The organism is Klebsiella sp. GG_Kp146, from assembly GCF_040061975.1.
Taxonomy (GTDB): domain Bacteria; phylum Pseudomonadota; class Gammaproteobacteria; order Enterobacterales; family Enterobacteriaceae; genus Klebsiella; species Klebsiella quasipneumoniae.
Genome location: NZ_JBEAHA010000014.1, coordinates 105,610 through 120,241 on the forward strand (window position 1 = coordinate 105,610; position 14,632 = coordinate 120,241).

The 14,632-nt window shown below is 54.3% G+C and carries 19 protein-coding genes; 12 read left to right on the forward strand and 7 right to left on the reverse strand.

All coding sequences use genetic code 11. From position 1 onward, the window contains the following. The first annotated feature begins 45 nt into the window (after nt 1-45). Nucleotides 46-945, forward strand: coding sequence for a LysR substrate-binding domain-containing protein (locus ABLU95_RS16760; RefSeq protein ID WP_023289227.1), 900 nt, complete (start codon nt 46-48; stop codon nt 943-945). On the opposite strand, the gene ABLU95_RS16765 is transcribed toward ABLU95_RS16760, so the two are convergent. Together ABLU95_RS16765 and ABLU95_RS16770 are read right to left on the reverse strand one after the other, a co-directional pair. Next, the gene (locus tag ABLU95_RS16765; RefSeq protein ID WP_348880015.1) at nt 942-2,726 is read right to left on the reverse strand and encodes a diguanylate cyclase; all 1,785 of its coding nucleotides are present in this window, start codon (nt 2,724-2,726) and stop codon (nt 942-944) included. The genes ABLU95_RS16760 and ABLU95_RS16765 overlap by 4 nt on opposite strands. Before the next feature lie 72 nt (nt 2,727-2,798). Beyond that, the gene (locus tag ABLU95_RS16770; protein WP_348880017.1) at nt 2,799-4,007 is read right to left on the reverse strand and encodes an HD domain-containing phosphohydrolase; all 1,209 of its coding nucleotides are present in this window, start codon (nt 4,005-4,007) and stop codon (nt 2,799-2,801) included. 303 nt (nt 4,008-4,310) lie between these two features. On the opposite strand from ABLU95_RS16770, the gene fraE reads away from it, so the two are divergent. From fraE to ABLU95_RS16790, 4 genes are all read left to right on the forward strand, one after another. Continuing rightward, the gene (gene fraE / locus ABLU95_RS16775; protein WP_348880018.1) at nt 4,311-5,354 is read left to right on the forward strand and encodes a fructose-asparagine asparaginase; all 1,044 of its coding nucleotides are present in this window, start codon (nt 4,311-4,313) and stop codon (nt 5,352-5,354) included. 673 nt (nt 5,355-6,027) lie between these two features. Further along, nucleotides 6,028-6,942 (forward strand): kdo(2)-lipid IV(A) palmitoleoyltransferase, encoded by a 915-nt coding sequence (gene lpxP, locus ABLU95_RS16780; RefSeq protein ID WP_023289231.1) that lies wholly within the window; start codon nt 6,028-6,030, stop codon nt 6,940-6,942. Between the two features lie 89 nt (nt 6,943-7,031). After that, a complete protein-coding gene (gene leuE, locus ABLU95_RS16785; protein ID WP_004203730.1) occupies nt 7,032-7,670 on the forward strand; it encodes a leucine efflux protein LeuE in 639 nt (212 codons plus the stop codon). A gap of 130 nt (nt 7,671-7,800) precedes the next feature. Next, a complete protein-coding gene (locus ABLU95_RS16790; RefSeq protein ID WP_004203731.1) occupies nt 7,801-8,064 on the forward strand; it encodes a DUF2534 family protein in 264 nt (87 codons plus the stop codon). Between the two features lie 59 nt (nt 8,065-8,123). On the opposite strand, the gene ABLU95_RS16795 is transcribed toward ABLU95_RS16790, so the two are convergent. From ABLU95_RS16795 to ABLU95_RS16815, 5 genes are all read right to left on the reverse strand, one after another. After that, the gene (locus ABLU95_RS16795; protein WP_004203733.1) at nt 8,124-8,249 is read right to left on the reverse strand and encodes a hypothetical protein; all 126 of its coding nucleotides are present in this window, start codon (nt 8,247-8,249) and stop codon (nt 8,124-8,126) included. A gap of 192 nt (nt 8,250-8,441) precedes the next feature. Continuing rightward, nucleotides 8,442-8,543, reverse strand: a complete 102-nt coding sequence (locus ABLU95_RS16800; protein ID WP_004150782.1) for a YoaK family small membrane protein — start codon at nt 8,541-8,543, stop codon at nt 8,442-8,444. A gap of 57 nt (nt 8,544-8,600) precedes the next feature. Beyond that, on the reverse strand, nt 8,601-9,614 hold the full coding sequence (locus tag ABLU95_RS16805; RefSeq protein ID WP_017898645.1) for a sensor domain-containing diguanylate cyclase: 1,014 nt from the start codon (nt 9,612-9,614) through the stop codon (nt 8,601-8,603). A 264-nt stretch (nt 9,615-9,878) separates the two neighbouring features. Further along, nucleotides 9,879-10,862: a tyrosine-type recombinase/integrase gene (locus ABLU95_RS16810; protein WP_065907439.1), complete on the reverse strand. Its 984-nt coding sequence runs from the start codon at nt 10,860-10,862 to the stop codon at nt 9,879-9,881. Nucleotides 10,863-10,977: 115 nt separating this feature from the next. Beyond that, nucleotides 10,978-11,277, reverse strand: a complete 300-nt coding sequence (locus ABLU95_RS16815; RefSeq protein WP_048024533.1) for a helix-turn-helix transcriptional regulator — start codon at nt 11,275-11,277, stop codon at nt 10,978-10,980. A gap of 121 nt (nt 11,278-11,398) precedes the next feature. Here ABLU95_RS16815 and ABLU95_RS16820 point away from each other — a divergent pair, with 121 nt between their 5' ends. The 7 genes from ABLU95_RS16820 to ABLU95_RS16850 all read left to right on the forward strand — a co-directional run bounded on the left by ABLU95_RS16820 (nt 11,399) and on the right by ABLU95_RS16850 (nt 14,621). Then, a complete protein-coding gene (locus ABLU95_RS16820) occupies nt 11,399-11,677 on the forward strand; it encodes a regulatory phage cox family protein (protein WP_023339925.1) in 279 nt (92 codons plus the stop codon). Between the two features lie 20 nt (nt 11,678-11,697). Next, nucleotides 11,698-11,916: a hypothetical protein gene (locus tag ABLU95_RS16825; RefSeq protein ID WP_023328080.1), complete on the forward strand. Its 219-nt coding sequence runs from the start codon at nt 11,698-11,700 to the stop codon at nt 11,914-11,916. Nucleotides 11,917-11,931: 15 nt separating this feature from the next. Continuing rightward, entirely contained in the window at nt 11,932-12,309 is a 378-nt protein-coding gene (locus ABLU95_RS16830; RefSeq protein ID WP_348880022.1) for a hypothetical protein, read from the forward strand. A gap of 15 nt (nt 12,310-12,324) precedes the next feature. After that, nucleotides 12,325-12,588, forward strand: a complete 264-nt coding sequence (locus ABLU95_RS16835) for a hypothetical protein (protein WP_065810863.1) — start codon at nt 12,325-12,327, stop codon at nt 12,586-12,588. A 77-nt stretch (nt 12,589-12,665) separates the two neighbouring features. Beyond that, complete coding sequence (locus tag ABLU95_RS16840; protein WP_004213098.1) at nt 12,666-12,890, forward strand: hypothetical protein; 225 nt, start codon at nt 12,666-12,668, stop codon at nt 12,888-12,890. Nucleotides 12,891-12,898: 8 nt separating this feature from the next. Next, nucleotides 12,899-13,453 carry a 3'-5' exonuclease gene (locus ABLU95_RS16845; protein WP_223226880.1) on the forward strand — a complete coding sequence of 185 codons (555 nt, stop codon included), beginning with the start codon at nt 12,899-12,901 and terminating at the stop codon, nt 13,451-13,453. Nucleotides 13,454-13,685: 232 nt separating this feature from the next. Then, entirely contained in the window at nt 13,686-14,621 is a 936-nt protein-coding gene (locus ABLU95_RS16850) for a Dam family site-specific DNA-(adenine-N6)-methyltransferase (protein ID WP_348880025.1), read from the forward strand. The last annotated feature ends 11 nt before the right edge of the window (nt 14,622-14,632 follow it).

Below are 14,632 nucleotides of genomic sequence, written 5' to 3' on the forward strand. Positions count from 1 at the left end.
TATTGATAAGATTTTTATTATCAATAAAACCCATGGAGTCCGGCCATGTCCTTGCGAGCGTTACGCCATTTTGTGGTCGTTGCCGAAGAGTTACATATGCACCGGGCGGCGGAGCGGTTACATATCGCCCAGCCCGCCCTCAGCCAGCAGATTAAACAGCTCGAGCAGCGTCTGGGGGTGGTGCTCTTCTCCCGCGCCAACCGCCGTCTGACCCTGACCGCCGCGGGCGAGGCCTTTTGGCAGAAGACGCGGCTGGCGCTGGAGATGGTCGACCAGGCGGCACTGGACGCCCAGCGCACCGCGCGGGGCGAGCAGGGAAGGCTGCATCTGGGGTATGTCTCCAGCGCGATGTACGACAGTAAACTGCCGGGGCTGCTGCGCGAGCTGCGCGCCGACTGGCCGGGGATTGAGCTGTCGCTGGTGCATGGCGATGTGCAAATGCTCTACGAAGCGCTGCTGGATCTGCGCCTGGATATCGCCATCATCCGCGCGCCGCTGGCCTCGCCGCCGGAGGCGCTGGTGGTCAGGCCGTTTGTGCGGGAAAAGCTCTGCCTGGCGCTCTATCAACAGCATCCGCTGGCGGGCGTGGGGGCGCTCAATCTGGCCTCATTGCGCGCGGATAACTGGATCTCGCTTGACGATCCGCAGGGCACCGGGCTGGAGCAGGTGTTTATTGACGCCTGCCGCGTTGCGGGCTTTACGCCGCAGGTGGCGCAGCGGATTAACGACGTCACCTCGATGATTAGCCTGGTCTCCGCCGGGGTCGGGGTGGCCCTGGTTCCGGTCTCGGCGCGGGCCTTACGCCTCGATAACGTGGTGTATATCGATCTTCAGGACCGGCTGGCGGAGAGTGAGCTGAGCATGGTTTACCACCGCCATATCCGTTCGGCGGTGGTGCGGAAAGTTATCTCGCTGCTCAATGCGACCGAGCAATCACCCGGTTAGCTGGTCTTCAGGCGGCCAAAGCTGACAATCCTTGAGCGGCCCAGCTCTTTCGCCCGGTACAGCGCGGCGTCCGCCGCGCGCAGCAGGCTGTCGCTTTGGGTGTGCTGCGGGTAGCTGGCGATGCCAATCGACACATCCACCTGGCCTATCTCGGTCAGACCATCGCGCAGCGTCATCGCATGCACCTGGGTATAGATCTCGCTGGCGCACTGGTGCGCCTCGGCTTCGTCAATGCCGGGGAGCAGCACCAGAAACTCTTCGCCGCCGTAGCGGAAAGCCGTGCCGATATCGCGCACCGCGCGCTGCACGATGGTGGCGACGCTCTTAATCACCAGATCGCCGGCCTCGTGGCCGTAGCGGTCATTGATGGCTTTAAAATGATCGATGTCGATCATCAGACAGCTCAGCGGGGTGTGGGTATGGACCGCCAGCGCCATCTGTGAATGCAGCGCTTCGTCAAGATGATGGCGATTACGCAGGCCGGTCAGGGAATCGAACAGCGCTTTTTCCAGCAGGGCGCTGCGTAAGCGCTGATTGGCCAGCGCCAGGCCCAGCGCTTCCGCCATCAGCTCAAGGTAGGCCCGGGAAGGGGCGTCACTGGCGGTAACGTTCTGAAAGGTCAGCAGCCCGATGGCTTCGCCCTGGGCGATGAGCGGTACGCAGAGCGACTGGCCGGCGTGCGCCTCCGGCAGATGATAGCAGGTGATATCGGGTTCGCCCTGCACCGGCGGATGGCTGAGTCCCCGACGTATCGCCCAACAGTCGTCGGGTGAAAAGGGCGTCGTCTCCCCGGTGGGCGCCAGCCACTGCGCCACGCAGCGCATCTGCCAGGGGTCGGTATCCAGAATATACAGTTTCCCGGGGATCGTCGGGGCGATATTCGGCGCAAACAGTTCCGCCACCTTAATCACATCCTCAATGGTTTCACAGCCCTGCAGACGCTGGGTCATGCGCGCCAGCAGTTCGCGGATCGCCCAGTCAGCGTCGCGCTGCTGCTCCAGCTGCTGGCGGGCCAGGCCATTCTCGCGAAAAATGCGGATGGCCTGGGCCATATCGCCAATCTCATCCACCTGAGTAAACTGCGGCGTCTCCACCGCATAGTCCTGGGAGGCGAGACGCTGCACCACGTCGCTCAGGCGAACCACCGGGTAGAGCACCCGCCGCTTGAGAATAAAGCCGAGGACGAACAAAAACATCAGCGCGGTCAGGCCGACCATGATTTCCGACAGGGTGCGCCAGATCCGCGAGCGTTCGGTGGCCTGGTCAATGGCGACGGCGGCGCGATTTTCGAGCATCTGGCGGAAGCGATCGATCTGCGTCTGCATGCGTTCCAGCTCGGTCTCGTATGCATTGCCGTACAGCACCGCGATGGCCGCTGGCGCATCGCCGTGGGCGACATGCGTCAGGGCGGCCTGTTGTTCATCCTGCAGTTCAGCGGCAATCTGCAGGCCATCGTGCAGCAGCGCCAGCTCCTCGCGGCTGGCGCCGTTATCTTTCAATCTGGCCAGCCGCAGCTCAATGCTTTTGTCGGTCCGCTGCAGCTGCTGGTACTGCTCCAGCGTCTCCGGCGAGGGCTTAATCACGTATAGCCGGGCGAGGTCAGACAGCGCCCAGGCGTCGTTTTCCACCTCGTCGGAGAGGGTATCAAAGACCTGGCGCTGCTGTACCGCCTGGCGTTCGACGCGGTCGGCGCTGGAGGCCATGAGCATGGCGCTCCCGGAGGCCAGCGTCAGGCCGACGGTGATCCCGTAGGCCCAGTTGGTGATGGTGGCGATTCTCACCCTGTGTTTCCTTGCATGCAGATGAAGCTGTTTTAATTATAGAACCCGTCCCCGTCACGACGGCGGTCCGCTTCAGGGACAGTGTTCGCTGCGGGGGTGTTCGAGGGTCTGAAGAATGATGGCGTGTAGCGTTTCCGCATGGTGGCGCAAAACGAGAAAGACATCGCGATCCAGAGCGCCATTTATAACATCCGTTTCCATAATCTGTAAGGCCTCCTGCCAGGCCATCCCTTTACGATAAGGGCGATCTTCGGTCAGGGCGGTGAAAATATCGGCGATGGAGATAATGCGGTCGGCGAGGGTCAGGTGATCCTTTTCGAGATGCAGAGGGTAGCCGCTGCCGTCCAGTTTTTCATGATGATTCGAGGCCCAGTTGATAATGTCGCCAAGCTCGCTGTAGTCGCTAAGGAGATCCCCGGTCATGTAGCTGTGCTCGCGTACCTGGCTCAGCTCGTCGTCATCCAGCTCCCCCTCTTTTTCCAGAATAGAAAGAGGGATATAAACCTTACCAATGTCGTGCAGATAGCCGGCAACCTGTATTTGCTGGCAGATGGGCTCCGGCAGCTGCATCCAATGGGCAAGCTGGCGGGCGATTTCCCCCACCATAATACTGTGGCTGGCGGTAAAGCTGCTGTAGGTGTCGACAATTTTGGCAATCAGCAGGCAGACATCTTTCAGACCGTCAATATCCAGATACAGCGTGTTGATGGGGGCAATAATTTCCAGCAGCCGTTGAATATGCCCGGGATGCAGGTGCTGCCAGAAGTTCGCATTTTCAGCGACCTCGCACAGGGTATCGCAGAGTAACGGATCGATCTCCCGGTGCAGGGTGACGAACTGCTCCACCACTGCCCGCGTGGGCCAGGCGGTCACGCGGCTATCCGCCGGCAGCAGCCGTTCAAAGGCATCGGCGAAATAGACAATATGCTGTTCGCGGCTGCCGCGGTGCTCCGGGCTAAAGTGGTGGTCGCGAATAAAGGGGACGATGGGCCGGAAGGTTGCTAACCCCTCGAGCATCGCCGCCCCCTGGCGCTGATGCGGATCGTGGATATTATCGATGGCATCCAGCGAATGAATGGTGCGTCTATCACCCAGTACGCCGATATCGTGCAGCAGCGCGGCGCAAAAGATGGTCTGCTGCCGCTCGGCAGGCAAGCCCAGCCTTTGCGCCAGCGTCAGGGCGATTAAGGCCGTTCGTTGCATATGCCGGTGCAGATCAGGGTTAATGATCTGAATGACGTTAGTGGTCAGCATCAGGGCCGACTTCAGGGCAATACGCATTTCTGTTCTCCGTTCGCGTCACCCGGCGGGCATAAATGACCTCGGGGGTGCCGGAAGTGTCGATAATCTGATCCCAATGCGTGTTGTGTGTTGCTGAAAGGGTAAAAACTCATAATGTATGGGTTCATGGCGCCTGCCCGGTTCAGATCCAGTCATGCACCAGATTTGGGCGATGTTGATGCGAGAACCTTATTATTGTCTGATAGTTAACCATTTACCCCCCGTAAAAGATATCAATTCTGGCAAGCCCTTTGCATTAAGCAAGCGTAAGTTTGATTAATGTCTATGAAGGGAGTGACTTGTATGAATTTTAGAGCATTACTTGCCATTGCGTTACTGACGATGAGCAGCCTAGCGTTTAGCGAGACGCGCTTACCGCATATTGTCATTTTAGCCACCGGCGGGACGATTGCCGGCTCGGCGGCCAGCAATACCCAGACGACGGGCTATAAGGCCGGGGCAATTGGCGTGCAGACGCTGATTAGCGCCGTGCCGGAAATAAGTAAAATCGCCCACGTCGAAGGTGAGCAGGTGGCGAATATCGGCAGTGAGAATATGACCAGCGATATTATTCTGCAGCTCTCGAAGCGGGTGAATGCGTTATTATCCCGGGATGATGTCGATGGCGTGGTGATCACTCATGGCACCGACACCCTCGATGAAACCCCTTATTTCCTCAATCTGACGGTGAAAAGCAATAAACCGGTGGTCTTTACCGCCGCGATGCGTCCGGCGACGGCGATCAGCGCCGACGGGCCGATGAACCTGCTGGAAGCCGTCACCGTCGCCGCCGACCCGGATGCCCGTGGGCGCGGGGTTATGGTGGTGCTTAACGACCGCATCGGCGCGGCGCGCTTCGTCACCAAAACCAATGCCACCTCGCTGGATACTTTCCGGGCGCCGGAGGAGGGTTATCTTGGCGTCGTGGTGGGGGGAAAACCCCAGTTTGAAACGCGGGTGGATAAAATTCATACCCTGCGCTCGGTCTTCGATGTGCGTCAGCTGAAGGCTCTGCCGAAAGTGGTGATCATCTATGGTTACCAGGACGACCCGGAGTATATGTACGATGCGGCGATCGCCCATCATGCCGACGGTATTATTTACGCCGGCACGGGGGCGGGTTCTGTATCGGTACGTAGCGCTGCTGGTATTAAAAAAGCGCAGCAGGCGGGCATTGTAGTGGTGCGCGCCTCCCGCACCGGCAGCGGCGTGGTGCCCCCGGACGACAGCCAGCCAGGGCTGGTGGCCGATTCCCTTAACCCGGCGAAAGCGCGTATTCTGCTGATGACGGCGCTGACGCAGACGAAAAATCCGCAGCTGATCCAGCAATACTTCCACACCTATTGATCCTCTACGTCCAGGGCGTGGTTCGCGCCCTGGACGCGTTGTTCTCTCAATGACCCGACGCGAGTGCAAACCGGCGGCGGATCATTGTCCGTCATTCACCCCGCCTGTTTTTATGCGCGAGGCGTAAAGAAATATTTTTTTAGCAGCCGGTGAGGGCGCCATTAAAATGCCTCCGCAGGGAAAGACGAGTATTTTTAAAGCAGGCTTAAATAAGCCTATTCTTAATTATTGTCTTAAGGCGAATTTAATCTTCCTTATGCTGATAGATTAAACATGATGCATTCCACGGCGCGCGCGCTTTAATTATCACGCCCACCGATGACGACGCGACGCGATGCGCCACACCGCTGGCCGCGCGGCTTAGCGGACGACATCTCCCCGCAGGCAGGGCGCCCCCGGCGAAGAATTCGGTTTTTTCTGCTAGTAACGCGGATGATTAGCGTGAAAATGATATACATGATGAATATATTAAAAGGGCCGCAAGATTTAAGTTTACATTTAGTAACATTTGTGCCGCAATTATGTTTTTTTGTCAGCACGCAGTTTTTTACTTGCCGGAAGGAATTTCGCCGGATTAGTATTGTCGAACTTGCTGTACGTACCGCCTAATGATGATAAATGGACTCTGTTTTCCTTAAGCGTTACCACATAATTAATGTTTACAGGAAAAATCATGGCCTGCGTATTTCATAAACAACTTTTACACCCGCGCAACTGGCTGACCTGGTTCGGGCTCGGCATTCTCTGGTTGATCGTGCAACTGCCTTATCCGCTGCTGCATTTTATCGGCACCAGCGCGGGTCGTCTTTCCCGACGCTTTCTCAAACGCCGCGAACATATCGCCCGGCGCAATATTGAGCTCTGCTTCCCGGAGATGTCGCCGGCGGCGCGCGAGACCCTGATCGATCAAAACTTTATGTCGCTGGGAATGGGGCTTATCGAAACCGGCATGGCCTGGTTCTGGAGCGACGAGCGGGTTAAAAAATGGTTTGATGTCGAGGGCTTTGCCAACCTTAATCATGCGCTTAGCGGCGGGAAAGGGGTGATGGTCGTCGGCGTACACTTTATGTCGCTGGAGCTGGGCGGGCGCGCCATGGGGCTGTGTCGTCCAATGATGGCCACCTATCGTCCGCACAACAGTCCGCTGATGGAGTGGGTGCAAACCCGCGGTCGCCTGCGCTCGAACAAAGCGATGATCGATCGCAACAACCTGACCGGCCTGGTACATGCCTTAAAATCAGGCGAAGCGGTATGGTTTGCTCCGGACCAGGATTACGGCCCCAAGGGCAGCGTGTTTGCGCCGTTTTTCTCCGTCCCGCAGGCGGCTACCACCAACGGCACCTATGTGCTTTCCCGTTTATCGGGGGCGAAAATGCTGAGCATCAGCATGGTGCGCAAGCTGGATCGCCAGGGCTACAGCCTGCACATTAGCGAAGTGATGAATGACTATCCGGGTGAGGATAAGCAGATTGCCGCCGGCTATATCAACAAGGTGATTGAGCGCGAGATCCTGCGCGCCCCCGAGCAGTATCTGTGGGTGCATCGCCGTTTTAAAACCCGCCCGCTGGGTGAACCCTCCGTCTATTAACCTTCCCGCACAGGCTGCGCTTTCAAAATCACGACAGTTGGGGTAACGTGAGCCGGATCATGTTTTAGTCGTGCGCGAAGGAGTGCAGAGTGTTCGCTGAGTTTGGTGTTCTGAATTATTTGACCTACCTGGTCGGGGCGGTGTTTATCATCCTCGTCCCTGGCCCTAATACGTTTTTTGTGCTGAAGACGGGCATTGCCCACGGCGTAAAGAAAGGCTATCTGGCGGCGGCGGGCGTCTTTATTGGTGACGCGGTGCTGATGTTTCTGGCCTTTGCCGGCGTGGCAACGTTGATTAAGACCACGCCGGTGCTGTTTAACGTCGTCCGTTACCTCGGGGCGATTTACCTGCTGTGGCTGGGGGGCAAAATGCTCTATGCGGTGCTGACCCAGCGTGACGGCCAGGCCGACGCCAGCGCAGAGCCGGCGAGCGCAATCCTTAAGCGCTCCCTGACCCTGAGTCTGACCAACCCGAAAGCGATTCTGTTTTATGTGTCGTTTTTCGTGCAGTTTATCGACGTCAACGCCAAAGCACCCGGGGTGGCGTTCTTTATTCTGGCGCTGACCCTCGAGGTGATAAGCTTCTGCTATATGAGCTTTTTGATCCTCTCCGGCTCGTTTGTCACCCGCTACGTCAAAACCCGCAAGAAGCTGGCCAAACTTGGCAACAGCCTGATTGGCCTGGTTTTCGTTGGATTCGCCGCGCGCCTGGCTACCCTGCAGTCCTGATCCCCACGGGCCGGTTACCCACAGACCGGCCCGCCGCCTCTTATTCTGCTCTGTAACAAAAACCCTTCATTTTTTATTGCATTGGTGTTACATATACAGCCGTTTATCGCTCAGCAAAAAGGAAGCCCGGATGATTCTGCAAAAACTCCTCAGCAATAAAAACTGCAAAAAATACTGTCTGTCGCTCGCGGCGGTGTTTGCTATCGCGCTGGCGGTGGTGGGACGGGCGACCTTTGGCGGCGTGGTGAGCGAGTACAATATGCCGTACTCGGAGTGGACGACGTCCATGTTCTTCCTGCAGGGGGCGATGGTGACGGTTTACAGCATCGTCTTTACCGCGCTCTTCGCTATTCCGCTCGGCTTTATTTTCCTCGGCGACGAGCGTCAGGATTAAGCGTCAATGGGCGAACCAAAGTTCGCCCTGTTTTATCGGCTCATCAACAGCGTGAAGCATTAATCATCGTCATGATAGTGATGATGGTGGTGATGGCGATGGTGGTGATAGCCATCGTCAACAATGCATCCCGATAACAGCGTGCACAGCGCAATAATCAACGGTAACACGATCGGTTTTTTCATCCTTACTTCTCCCGCTATTTTTCTTTCCCCGGGGCCGAGAATGCCGCGGCGGATAACGTGAGTGTAAAGCGTTAACTTATTGATGGGATAGGACAACTCCGCAATATCGCCGCGGCGATCACCACCAGCCGAACTGGGCGCCGGCCACCGCCACGATGGCGACAACCAGCATAATAATGGTGCTTTTTTTCATTATGCTCCGCCCGGCGCCGCATAGCCGCCGACAAAAAACCAGCCGAGAAAGACGACGGCGATGATAAAGATCGCCACCGGGAAAAGAATACCCAATTTCATGATAGTGTCCCTGTACCCACGAATGATGCCCAGCATGATACTGGATATCGCGTGACTTTAGTCAATATGAATAAAATTCTCCTGCCGGCGAGACTTCTTATCCTGATACATCGCCTCATCGGCAGCGCGTAAGGCCGCTTCAACATCGATACTCTGCGGATCGCAGATGACCACCCCGAAGCTGGCGCCCTCATAGTTGATACGCTGTTCGCCGAGGAAGTAGACGCCGCACAGGGCCTGGCGCAGGGTGGTGACATACGCCTGCTGCGCCGCGGGCGGCTGGGCGCTACCGACGATCAAAAACTCATCGCCGCCAAGGCGGCCAACGATATCTTCCCGGCGCGCGACGGCGGTGAGTCGTTCGCCGACCTGCACCAGAAAGCTGTCGCCGCACGGATGGCCGAACCGATCGTTAATGGCTTTGAAACCGTCGAGATCGATAAAAATGAGCGCGACCTGTTGCTGCTGAGCGCGGGCGGAGGCAAAGCGTAGCGCCAGCTGCTTAAACAGCGCGCGGCGATTAGGGAGCTGGGTGAGCTCATCGGTCGACGAGTGCAGCTCCAGCGCGACGTTTGCCGCCTGCAGCTGTTGCACCAGGGTGTCTTTTTCCACGTAGTGGGAAATGAGCTTCGCGAACAGGCCCATGACCTGTTCACCTTCAAGATTATAAGGCTGTTGTTGCCGGCTGGTGGCGCAGAGGGTGCCGAACAGAGAGCCGTCGGCCAGGCGCACAGGAATGCTTAAAAAGGTGGCGATCCCCAGCTCCTGGGCGGCGATGCAGGAGTGCCAGCGACGGGCGACGTCATTGCTAAACGTACACTGATCCTCAAGGGCGCGTTTGCACAGAGATTCATCCCAGGGGACGGAAAATCCTTCCGGGATCTGCATTTCGCTGCTGTTGTGGGCGAACATGATCTGCTGCCGCTGGGCGTTGATATCGATGCGGGTAAGGTAGGTGGACTCCATTCGCGTCACCGCCTCCAGCATCTCCAGCAGCTGGCGCACCAGGGTTTCCAGGGACTGTTCCGTAGCGAGGGTTTGCGACACCCGCGCAAGAATAAAATCTGACATGAATAATACAGCTCCAGCACGCCAAACGTCACCCCAGCATATTGGGCTGCAAACGGACATCAGCGTCGAGTAAACAGTGATATTTTTAAATTTATCACATCTGTCTGGGGAATACTTGTCGACACGGCGGGAAAAAAAGCCCCATCGGGGGCGTTAGCCACCCCAGATACTGCGGCTTTCAACGGTGCAATGCGGGGTTGCGCGGCACGCAAGACCATTGAAAGCCATATTTACCTACCTAAGTGTGGACATAATGTGGACATTTTACGCATCAGCACCACCTCTCAGCGGGTTAAGTGAGATTGCGTCCTGGAGGTATTCGGGCGCAAAGTGAGCGTAGGCCATAGTTTGCTCAATTCGCGCATGTCCTAGGATCCTCTGTAATGTAATGATGCTTCCCCCATTAATCATAAAGTGCGTCGCGAAACTGTGGCGTAGTGCATGCGTTGCCTGGCCGGTCGGAAGATCAGGTTTTACCTCCCTAAGTATCTGCCTGAAGTCAGAATACGACGCCTTACCAAATAACAACCCTCGCTTACCATCTGCTATGAGTTTTGCCACTTCCGCTGATACTGGAACAGTCCGCTGCTTGTTACTCTTGGTTTTAACGAACGTCACACGGTTCTGTATGATGTTTTCTGCCTTGAGTCGAGCCGCTTCACCCCAACGAGCACCTGTACTTAAACAGAGAACAGCTATCTTCTTGTTGTCGCCATCCAGTCTAAAGAGCAAGTGTTTGATTTCGTCTTGTGTCAGATAGCCTGTTTCGGGGACTTCTTCTTTCAACTTCTTCCGGCCTCTGATCGGATGTTCACCCGAGAACAACTCGGCCTCGATAAGTGCTGTGAACATGCCACTGATGCTGTTGAGGTCACGGTTAATAGTAGAAGCTTTAATGCCCTGACTTCTTCGCGCCGCGTAATACTGACTAATCAGCGCTTTCGTAATCTGAAAAGCACAAGGATCGTCGGTAATCCTGCAAAAAATATCTAACTTGTTGCGGTTTATCCGACCGTGCTCCTCATGCTTTCCTTTCAAATTCCACCAAAGCTGTATCAGTTCAGACAGATGCCGCTTATCCGTCGGTTTTGATAACCATTCTTTGGTGTGGTGGTTGAACTGGGTATGCTTCTCGAAAGCTACCGCTTCACTTTTCTTAGCAAACTTCCTGCGGATACGCTTTCCATTGCGACCAGCAGGCCTGATGTCCACTTCATATCGACCATCATCGAGTTTCTTAATAGTCATAAGAAAACCCTCCGATGGGTGCGTTTGCCTTTCGGCCTCAACGCGTTGCAATTATGTGATGAATACTTTTCGACCAATAATAGACATTTGAAATGTATGTAGGACTGGTTGATTGTTAACCAGTCTTTTGGTCTGAGTGCTGCGAGGTTGTTAAGTCTTGCCCAAAGTGTGCGAGGGCCGGTGCGATTTGACCGGCTTCAGGCGAAACCTGATCGGTCATAAACCACAGCGTGTATTTAGTAAATTGAGGTATTTGCAGAATCTTCATCATTACGTCGGTTGGTGGGGTTGAGCGTCCGCTTTCGTAATAACTTAAAGTCCCATAAGGAATTCCTGTTAGATCAGCGAGTTGCTGTCTACTTAGATACTCAGATTTTCTTATTAAGACGATTTTCTCGTTTAACGCGTTTGACATGGTGTTTAGATCTCAATAGTATTGTGTTTAGATGTAAACTGTTTAGTGTTTAGTATTGAACACTAAAGCCAACTATAAGCCATTAAGAGCAATCCATGAACCGAATAACGAGGAAATGTTAATGGTAAAGCAAATCACAAGCACGACCGATGCGGTTCCTTATCAGGAATTTGCCAGACTCATCGGGAAAACGCCGGCTGCGGTAAGAGGAATGATCGAGAAAGGGAAGCTTCCTGTAATCGAGATGACCGATCCCCAGTCTACTTCTGGTCGTGCCGGCGAATACTGGGTTTACCTTCCAGCTTGGAACAACGGCATGAAACTGGCCTACGAAAGTCGCCCAAAGGAGATCAGGGAAGGGTGGTTGATGTGGCTTGGTCTCGGTGAGCCAGGTCGATAGCCGTTTTCAGGAGAGGAAACATGAAGAACGGTAGCCGCGGATCAGTATCACAGCTCAATAGCAAAACCAGCCTCTACTGTGGTTTTACTATTCTGAAACTCCCACGCAAAAAACCGTACAGCCGCCAGCGCTATCAAATTACGCACACAGGCCATTATTACGGCATCGACTTTGCTTTATCAGAAGCATGTCGAACGATTGACAGAATCATGAGTAAAAAGCACTTCATTGCTTTTTAATCTCTGGGGGCGAAAATGAAACTCGAATATGCAGAAAAAATTAACTCGCTTTTACAATGCTTCCATTTCAATAAAGAGTTTCTGGAATGGAATCATGATTACTCTCTCCAGCTTTTACGCCACGGCGTATCCCACCTCTATCATTTCGCGATGCTTCAAGGCGAGAATGATGAATGCACTCTTGAAGTACTCCGCAACATCATTATTTCCGTCACTGATGGTGATATCCCTAAACCATACGACCTGCTATCTCTGGACGCTGAGCAACTGAAGAAGGCTATGAAGTTTGTTCAGCCGCAGGAGGTAACCGTAGAGGTTACACCGGAGATCCTGGAACACCTGAAACTGGGAGCTAGAGCCTCCTGGCGGCTGGAGCCCCCTCGCTTTAACTGATCATCGGAGTACGCCATGTTCACCGAAGAAAAAACATCCTTTGAACAGGAAATGCTGATTCGAGAAGCAGTGGAAAGTGCCGAGCAGGGGTTCACTGTACATCTAAAAAATGGTGCTCGTATCACCATTAGTTCAAAAAGCCCGTCTAAAGATTTAATAATTTACGGGCTCGAAAAAGCAATTCGCGGTAATCACGATCGCGCGCGAATGACCTTTATTGATTTCATGTATTACTGGCATGAAAGGATATTCAAGCAGATTAAAAGAAAATCGCGCTAAAACAATTGATTAACCCGCTTCAAAAATAACGGCATTTACTTTGCCGGGGATACGTTTTGCCTTTTTCAGGAGGTTGCATGTCGGTTACGTCAATAAAGCCGGAAGGCGGAATAAGCGATCCAGAGTTTATGGGAATCAGCACCAATGCGCGCAAAGGCGAGCGCGCCCACTTACTCGGATTGCTGCGCATCCGTATGGGCCTGCTGAAAGAGCAAGGCCTTACCCCCGAAGAGATTTATTCAGCACTTGAGCAGTGGATAGCCAACCACGAAACAATCACCAGCGAGGGCAGTAGACCATGAATCACGTAATGATCGATTTGATTAACGTTAGTAAGAAACCGTCATCACCTCTGTGTGCCATTGAAGCTGTGTTTTTTGAACCCTCAACAGGGCAGATCGGAAAGGTTTTTTATTCTTCGATAGACATTCGTAAATCTGAAAGCTTGAAGGGCCGTATCAGCATTAGTACGGCATTCGATTGGATGAAAAAAGACTCTCACTGGCGCGCCGAAGTAATGAGCGCAACCGAAGCTGAAGAAGATGCACTTTGCAGCCTTGCTGCTTTCATCGCCGACAATACCTGTCCCCGGAACGCGGCGTTATTCGTATGGTTCAAAGATGCCCCGGAAAAACTGGTTTCACTTCGTTATGCCGTGGATCGCTTAGAGGTGTCAGGCATTTTCCCTGAAGGCACAAAATACCGCTGCATTCGTTCACTTCTCGACCTTGCTGCTGCCACAGACTATGCACCTCATGCGAGAAGCGCCCTGGCACGTTACACGCTCACTGACGCGCGATATCAAGCGGAGCAAGTCTGCGAAATCTGGCAGCGCTTGACCTCTCCACACATTGGATCGCTATGAGGGCCGCCATGCATTCGCATCTGTCTGTTGTTTGTAACGCGCCGTTGCCGGTTTGTAAGAGGGCGCTTGCCGCCCTGAATTGCTTTGCTCGTGGACAGCGTAATTACACCCGCGTCAAGCCACACGCCTATCTCGTGATCCGCATTGGCCTCCGTTGGCGTTTGCTCAGCAAAAACGGTGGTAAGCAGTGGCGACTGATGACCCATGAAACCTATAACCAGGAATGCCGCAAATGATTAAGTCACCTCTTAAGTGGGCTGGCGGTAAAACCCGCGTGTTGCCGGAGCTGCTGAAGCACTTACCTAAAGCCGATTGCTTGATTGAGCCCTTTGTAGGTAGTGGCACAGTCTTTATGAATACGGAATACCGCCGCTATGTGCTTTGTGACAGCAATCGCGCATTGATCAATTTCTTCCGCGCGCTCAGGGAAGACCCTGAAAGATTGATACTGATCGCCAAAAATGTATTCAGAAATGGCAATAACGAAGATAGCTATTACGAAGAGCGCAAGTTGTTCAACCACCAGTCGTGGGATGACGAGTGTGCAGATGATTACGTTGTACGGTGGGCGGCATCATTTTTATACCTGAACCGCCACTGCTTTAACGGGCTTTATCGCACCAACAGGGATGGCGGTTTCAATGTTCCATTTGGCAGCTATAAGGCGCCTTATTTCCCAGAAGACGAAATGCGCTTGTTTGCCGAAAAGGCGCGGGATACTCACGCGCTCTTTCTTTGTAATGATTTTCGTACTTCCATTCCGTACGTCGCCAGGAATCGCCTGGACTCCGTGATTTACTGCGATCCACCGTACATCCCGACTAGCAAAACAGCCAATTTTACCGCTTACGGCAAGCCATTTACCCTGGATGATCACCGCGCTTTGGTTACGGCGTTGCTGGACGTTAATCGCCAGCATGGAACGCGATCGGCCATCTCGAATAGCGACACACTAGAAACACGCCAGATCTACTCCGCTTTCAATCTCCACGCCTTCAGAGTTCGACGTTCCGTTAGCGCCAAAACCCGCGATATGGCCGGTGAAGTGATTGGCGTTCTTCGCGTGTGTGGTGGTTGCGGTCGTTCTGGTGGTGGAGGTTGCCCGGACTGTGGGGCGGTGATGGGTGATGCGACATATGCCGAAATGTTTGGCGCACCGGCTTGTTAAAGCGTTGGCTT

Bases quoted from the DNA above. Each gene is read 5' to 3' on its own strand.
- ABLU95_RS16760 (WP_023289227.1), top strand. From the start codon at position 46: ATGTCCTTGCGAGCGTTACGCCATTTTGTGGTCGTTGCCGAAGAGTTA.
- ABLU95_RS16770 (WP_348880017.1), bottom strand. From the start codon at position 4,007: ATGCGTATTGCCCTGAAGTCGGCCCTGATGCTGACCACTAACGTCATT.
- fraE (WP_348880018.1), top strand. From the start codon at position 4,311: ATGAATTTTAGAGCATTACTTGCCATTGCGTTACTGACGATGAGCAGC.
- lpxP (WP_023289231.1), top strand. From the start codon at position 6,028: ATGGCCTGCGTATTTCATAAACAACTTTTACACCCGCGCAACTGGCTG.
- ABLU95_RS16790 (WP_004203731.1), top strand. From the start codon at position 7,801: ATGATTCTGCAAAAACTCCTCAGCAATAAAAACTGCAAAAAATACTGT.
- ABLU95_RS16795 (WP_004203733.1), bottom strand. From the start codon at position 8,249: ATGAAAAAACCGATCGTGTTACCGTTGATTATTGCGCTGTGCACGCTG.
- ABLU95_RS16800 (WP_004150782.1), bottom strand. From the start codon at position 8,543: ATGAAATTGGGTATTCTTTTCCCGGTGGCGATCTTTATCATCGCCGTC.
- ABLU95_RS16805 (WP_017898645.1), bottom strand. From the start codon at position 9,614: ATGTCAGATTTTATTCTTGCGCGGGTGTCGCAAACCCTCGCTACGGAA.
- ABLU95_RS16810 (WP_065907439.1), bottom strand. From the start codon at position 10,862: ATGACTATTAAGAAACTCGATGATGGTCGATATGAAGTGGACATCAGG.
- ABLU95_RS16815 (WP_048024533.1), bottom strand. From the start codon at position 11,277: ATGTCAAACGCGTTAAACGAGAAAATCGTCTTAATAAGAAAATCTGAG.
- ABLU95_RS16820 (WP_023339925.1), top strand. From the start codon at position 11,399: ATGGTAAAGCAAATCACAAGCACGACCGATGCGGTTCCTTATCAGGAA.
- ABLU95_RS16825 (WP_023328080.1), top strand. From the start codon at position 11,698: ATGAAGAACGGTAGCCGCGGATCAGTATCACAGCTCAATAGCAAAACC.
- ABLU95_RS16830 (WP_348880022.1), top strand. From the start codon at position 11,932: ATGAAACTCGAATATGCAGAAAAAATTAACTCGCTTTTACAATGCTTC.
- ABLU95_RS16835 (WP_065810863.1), top strand. From the start codon at position 12,325: ATGTTCACCGAAGAAAAAACATCCTTTGAACAGGAAATGCTGATTCGA.
- ABLU95_RS16840 (WP_004213098.1), top strand. From the start codon at position 12,666: ATGTCGGTTACGTCAATAAAGCCGGAAGGCGGAATAAGCGATCCAGAG.
- ABLU95_RS16845 (WP_223226880.1), top strand. From the start codon at position 12,899: ATGATCGATTTGATTAACGTTAGTAAGAAACCGTCATCACCTCTGTGT.
- ABLU95_RS16850 (WP_348880025.1), top strand. From the start codon at position 13,686: ATGATTAAGTCACCTCTTAAGTGGGCTGGCGGTAAAACCCGCGTGTTG.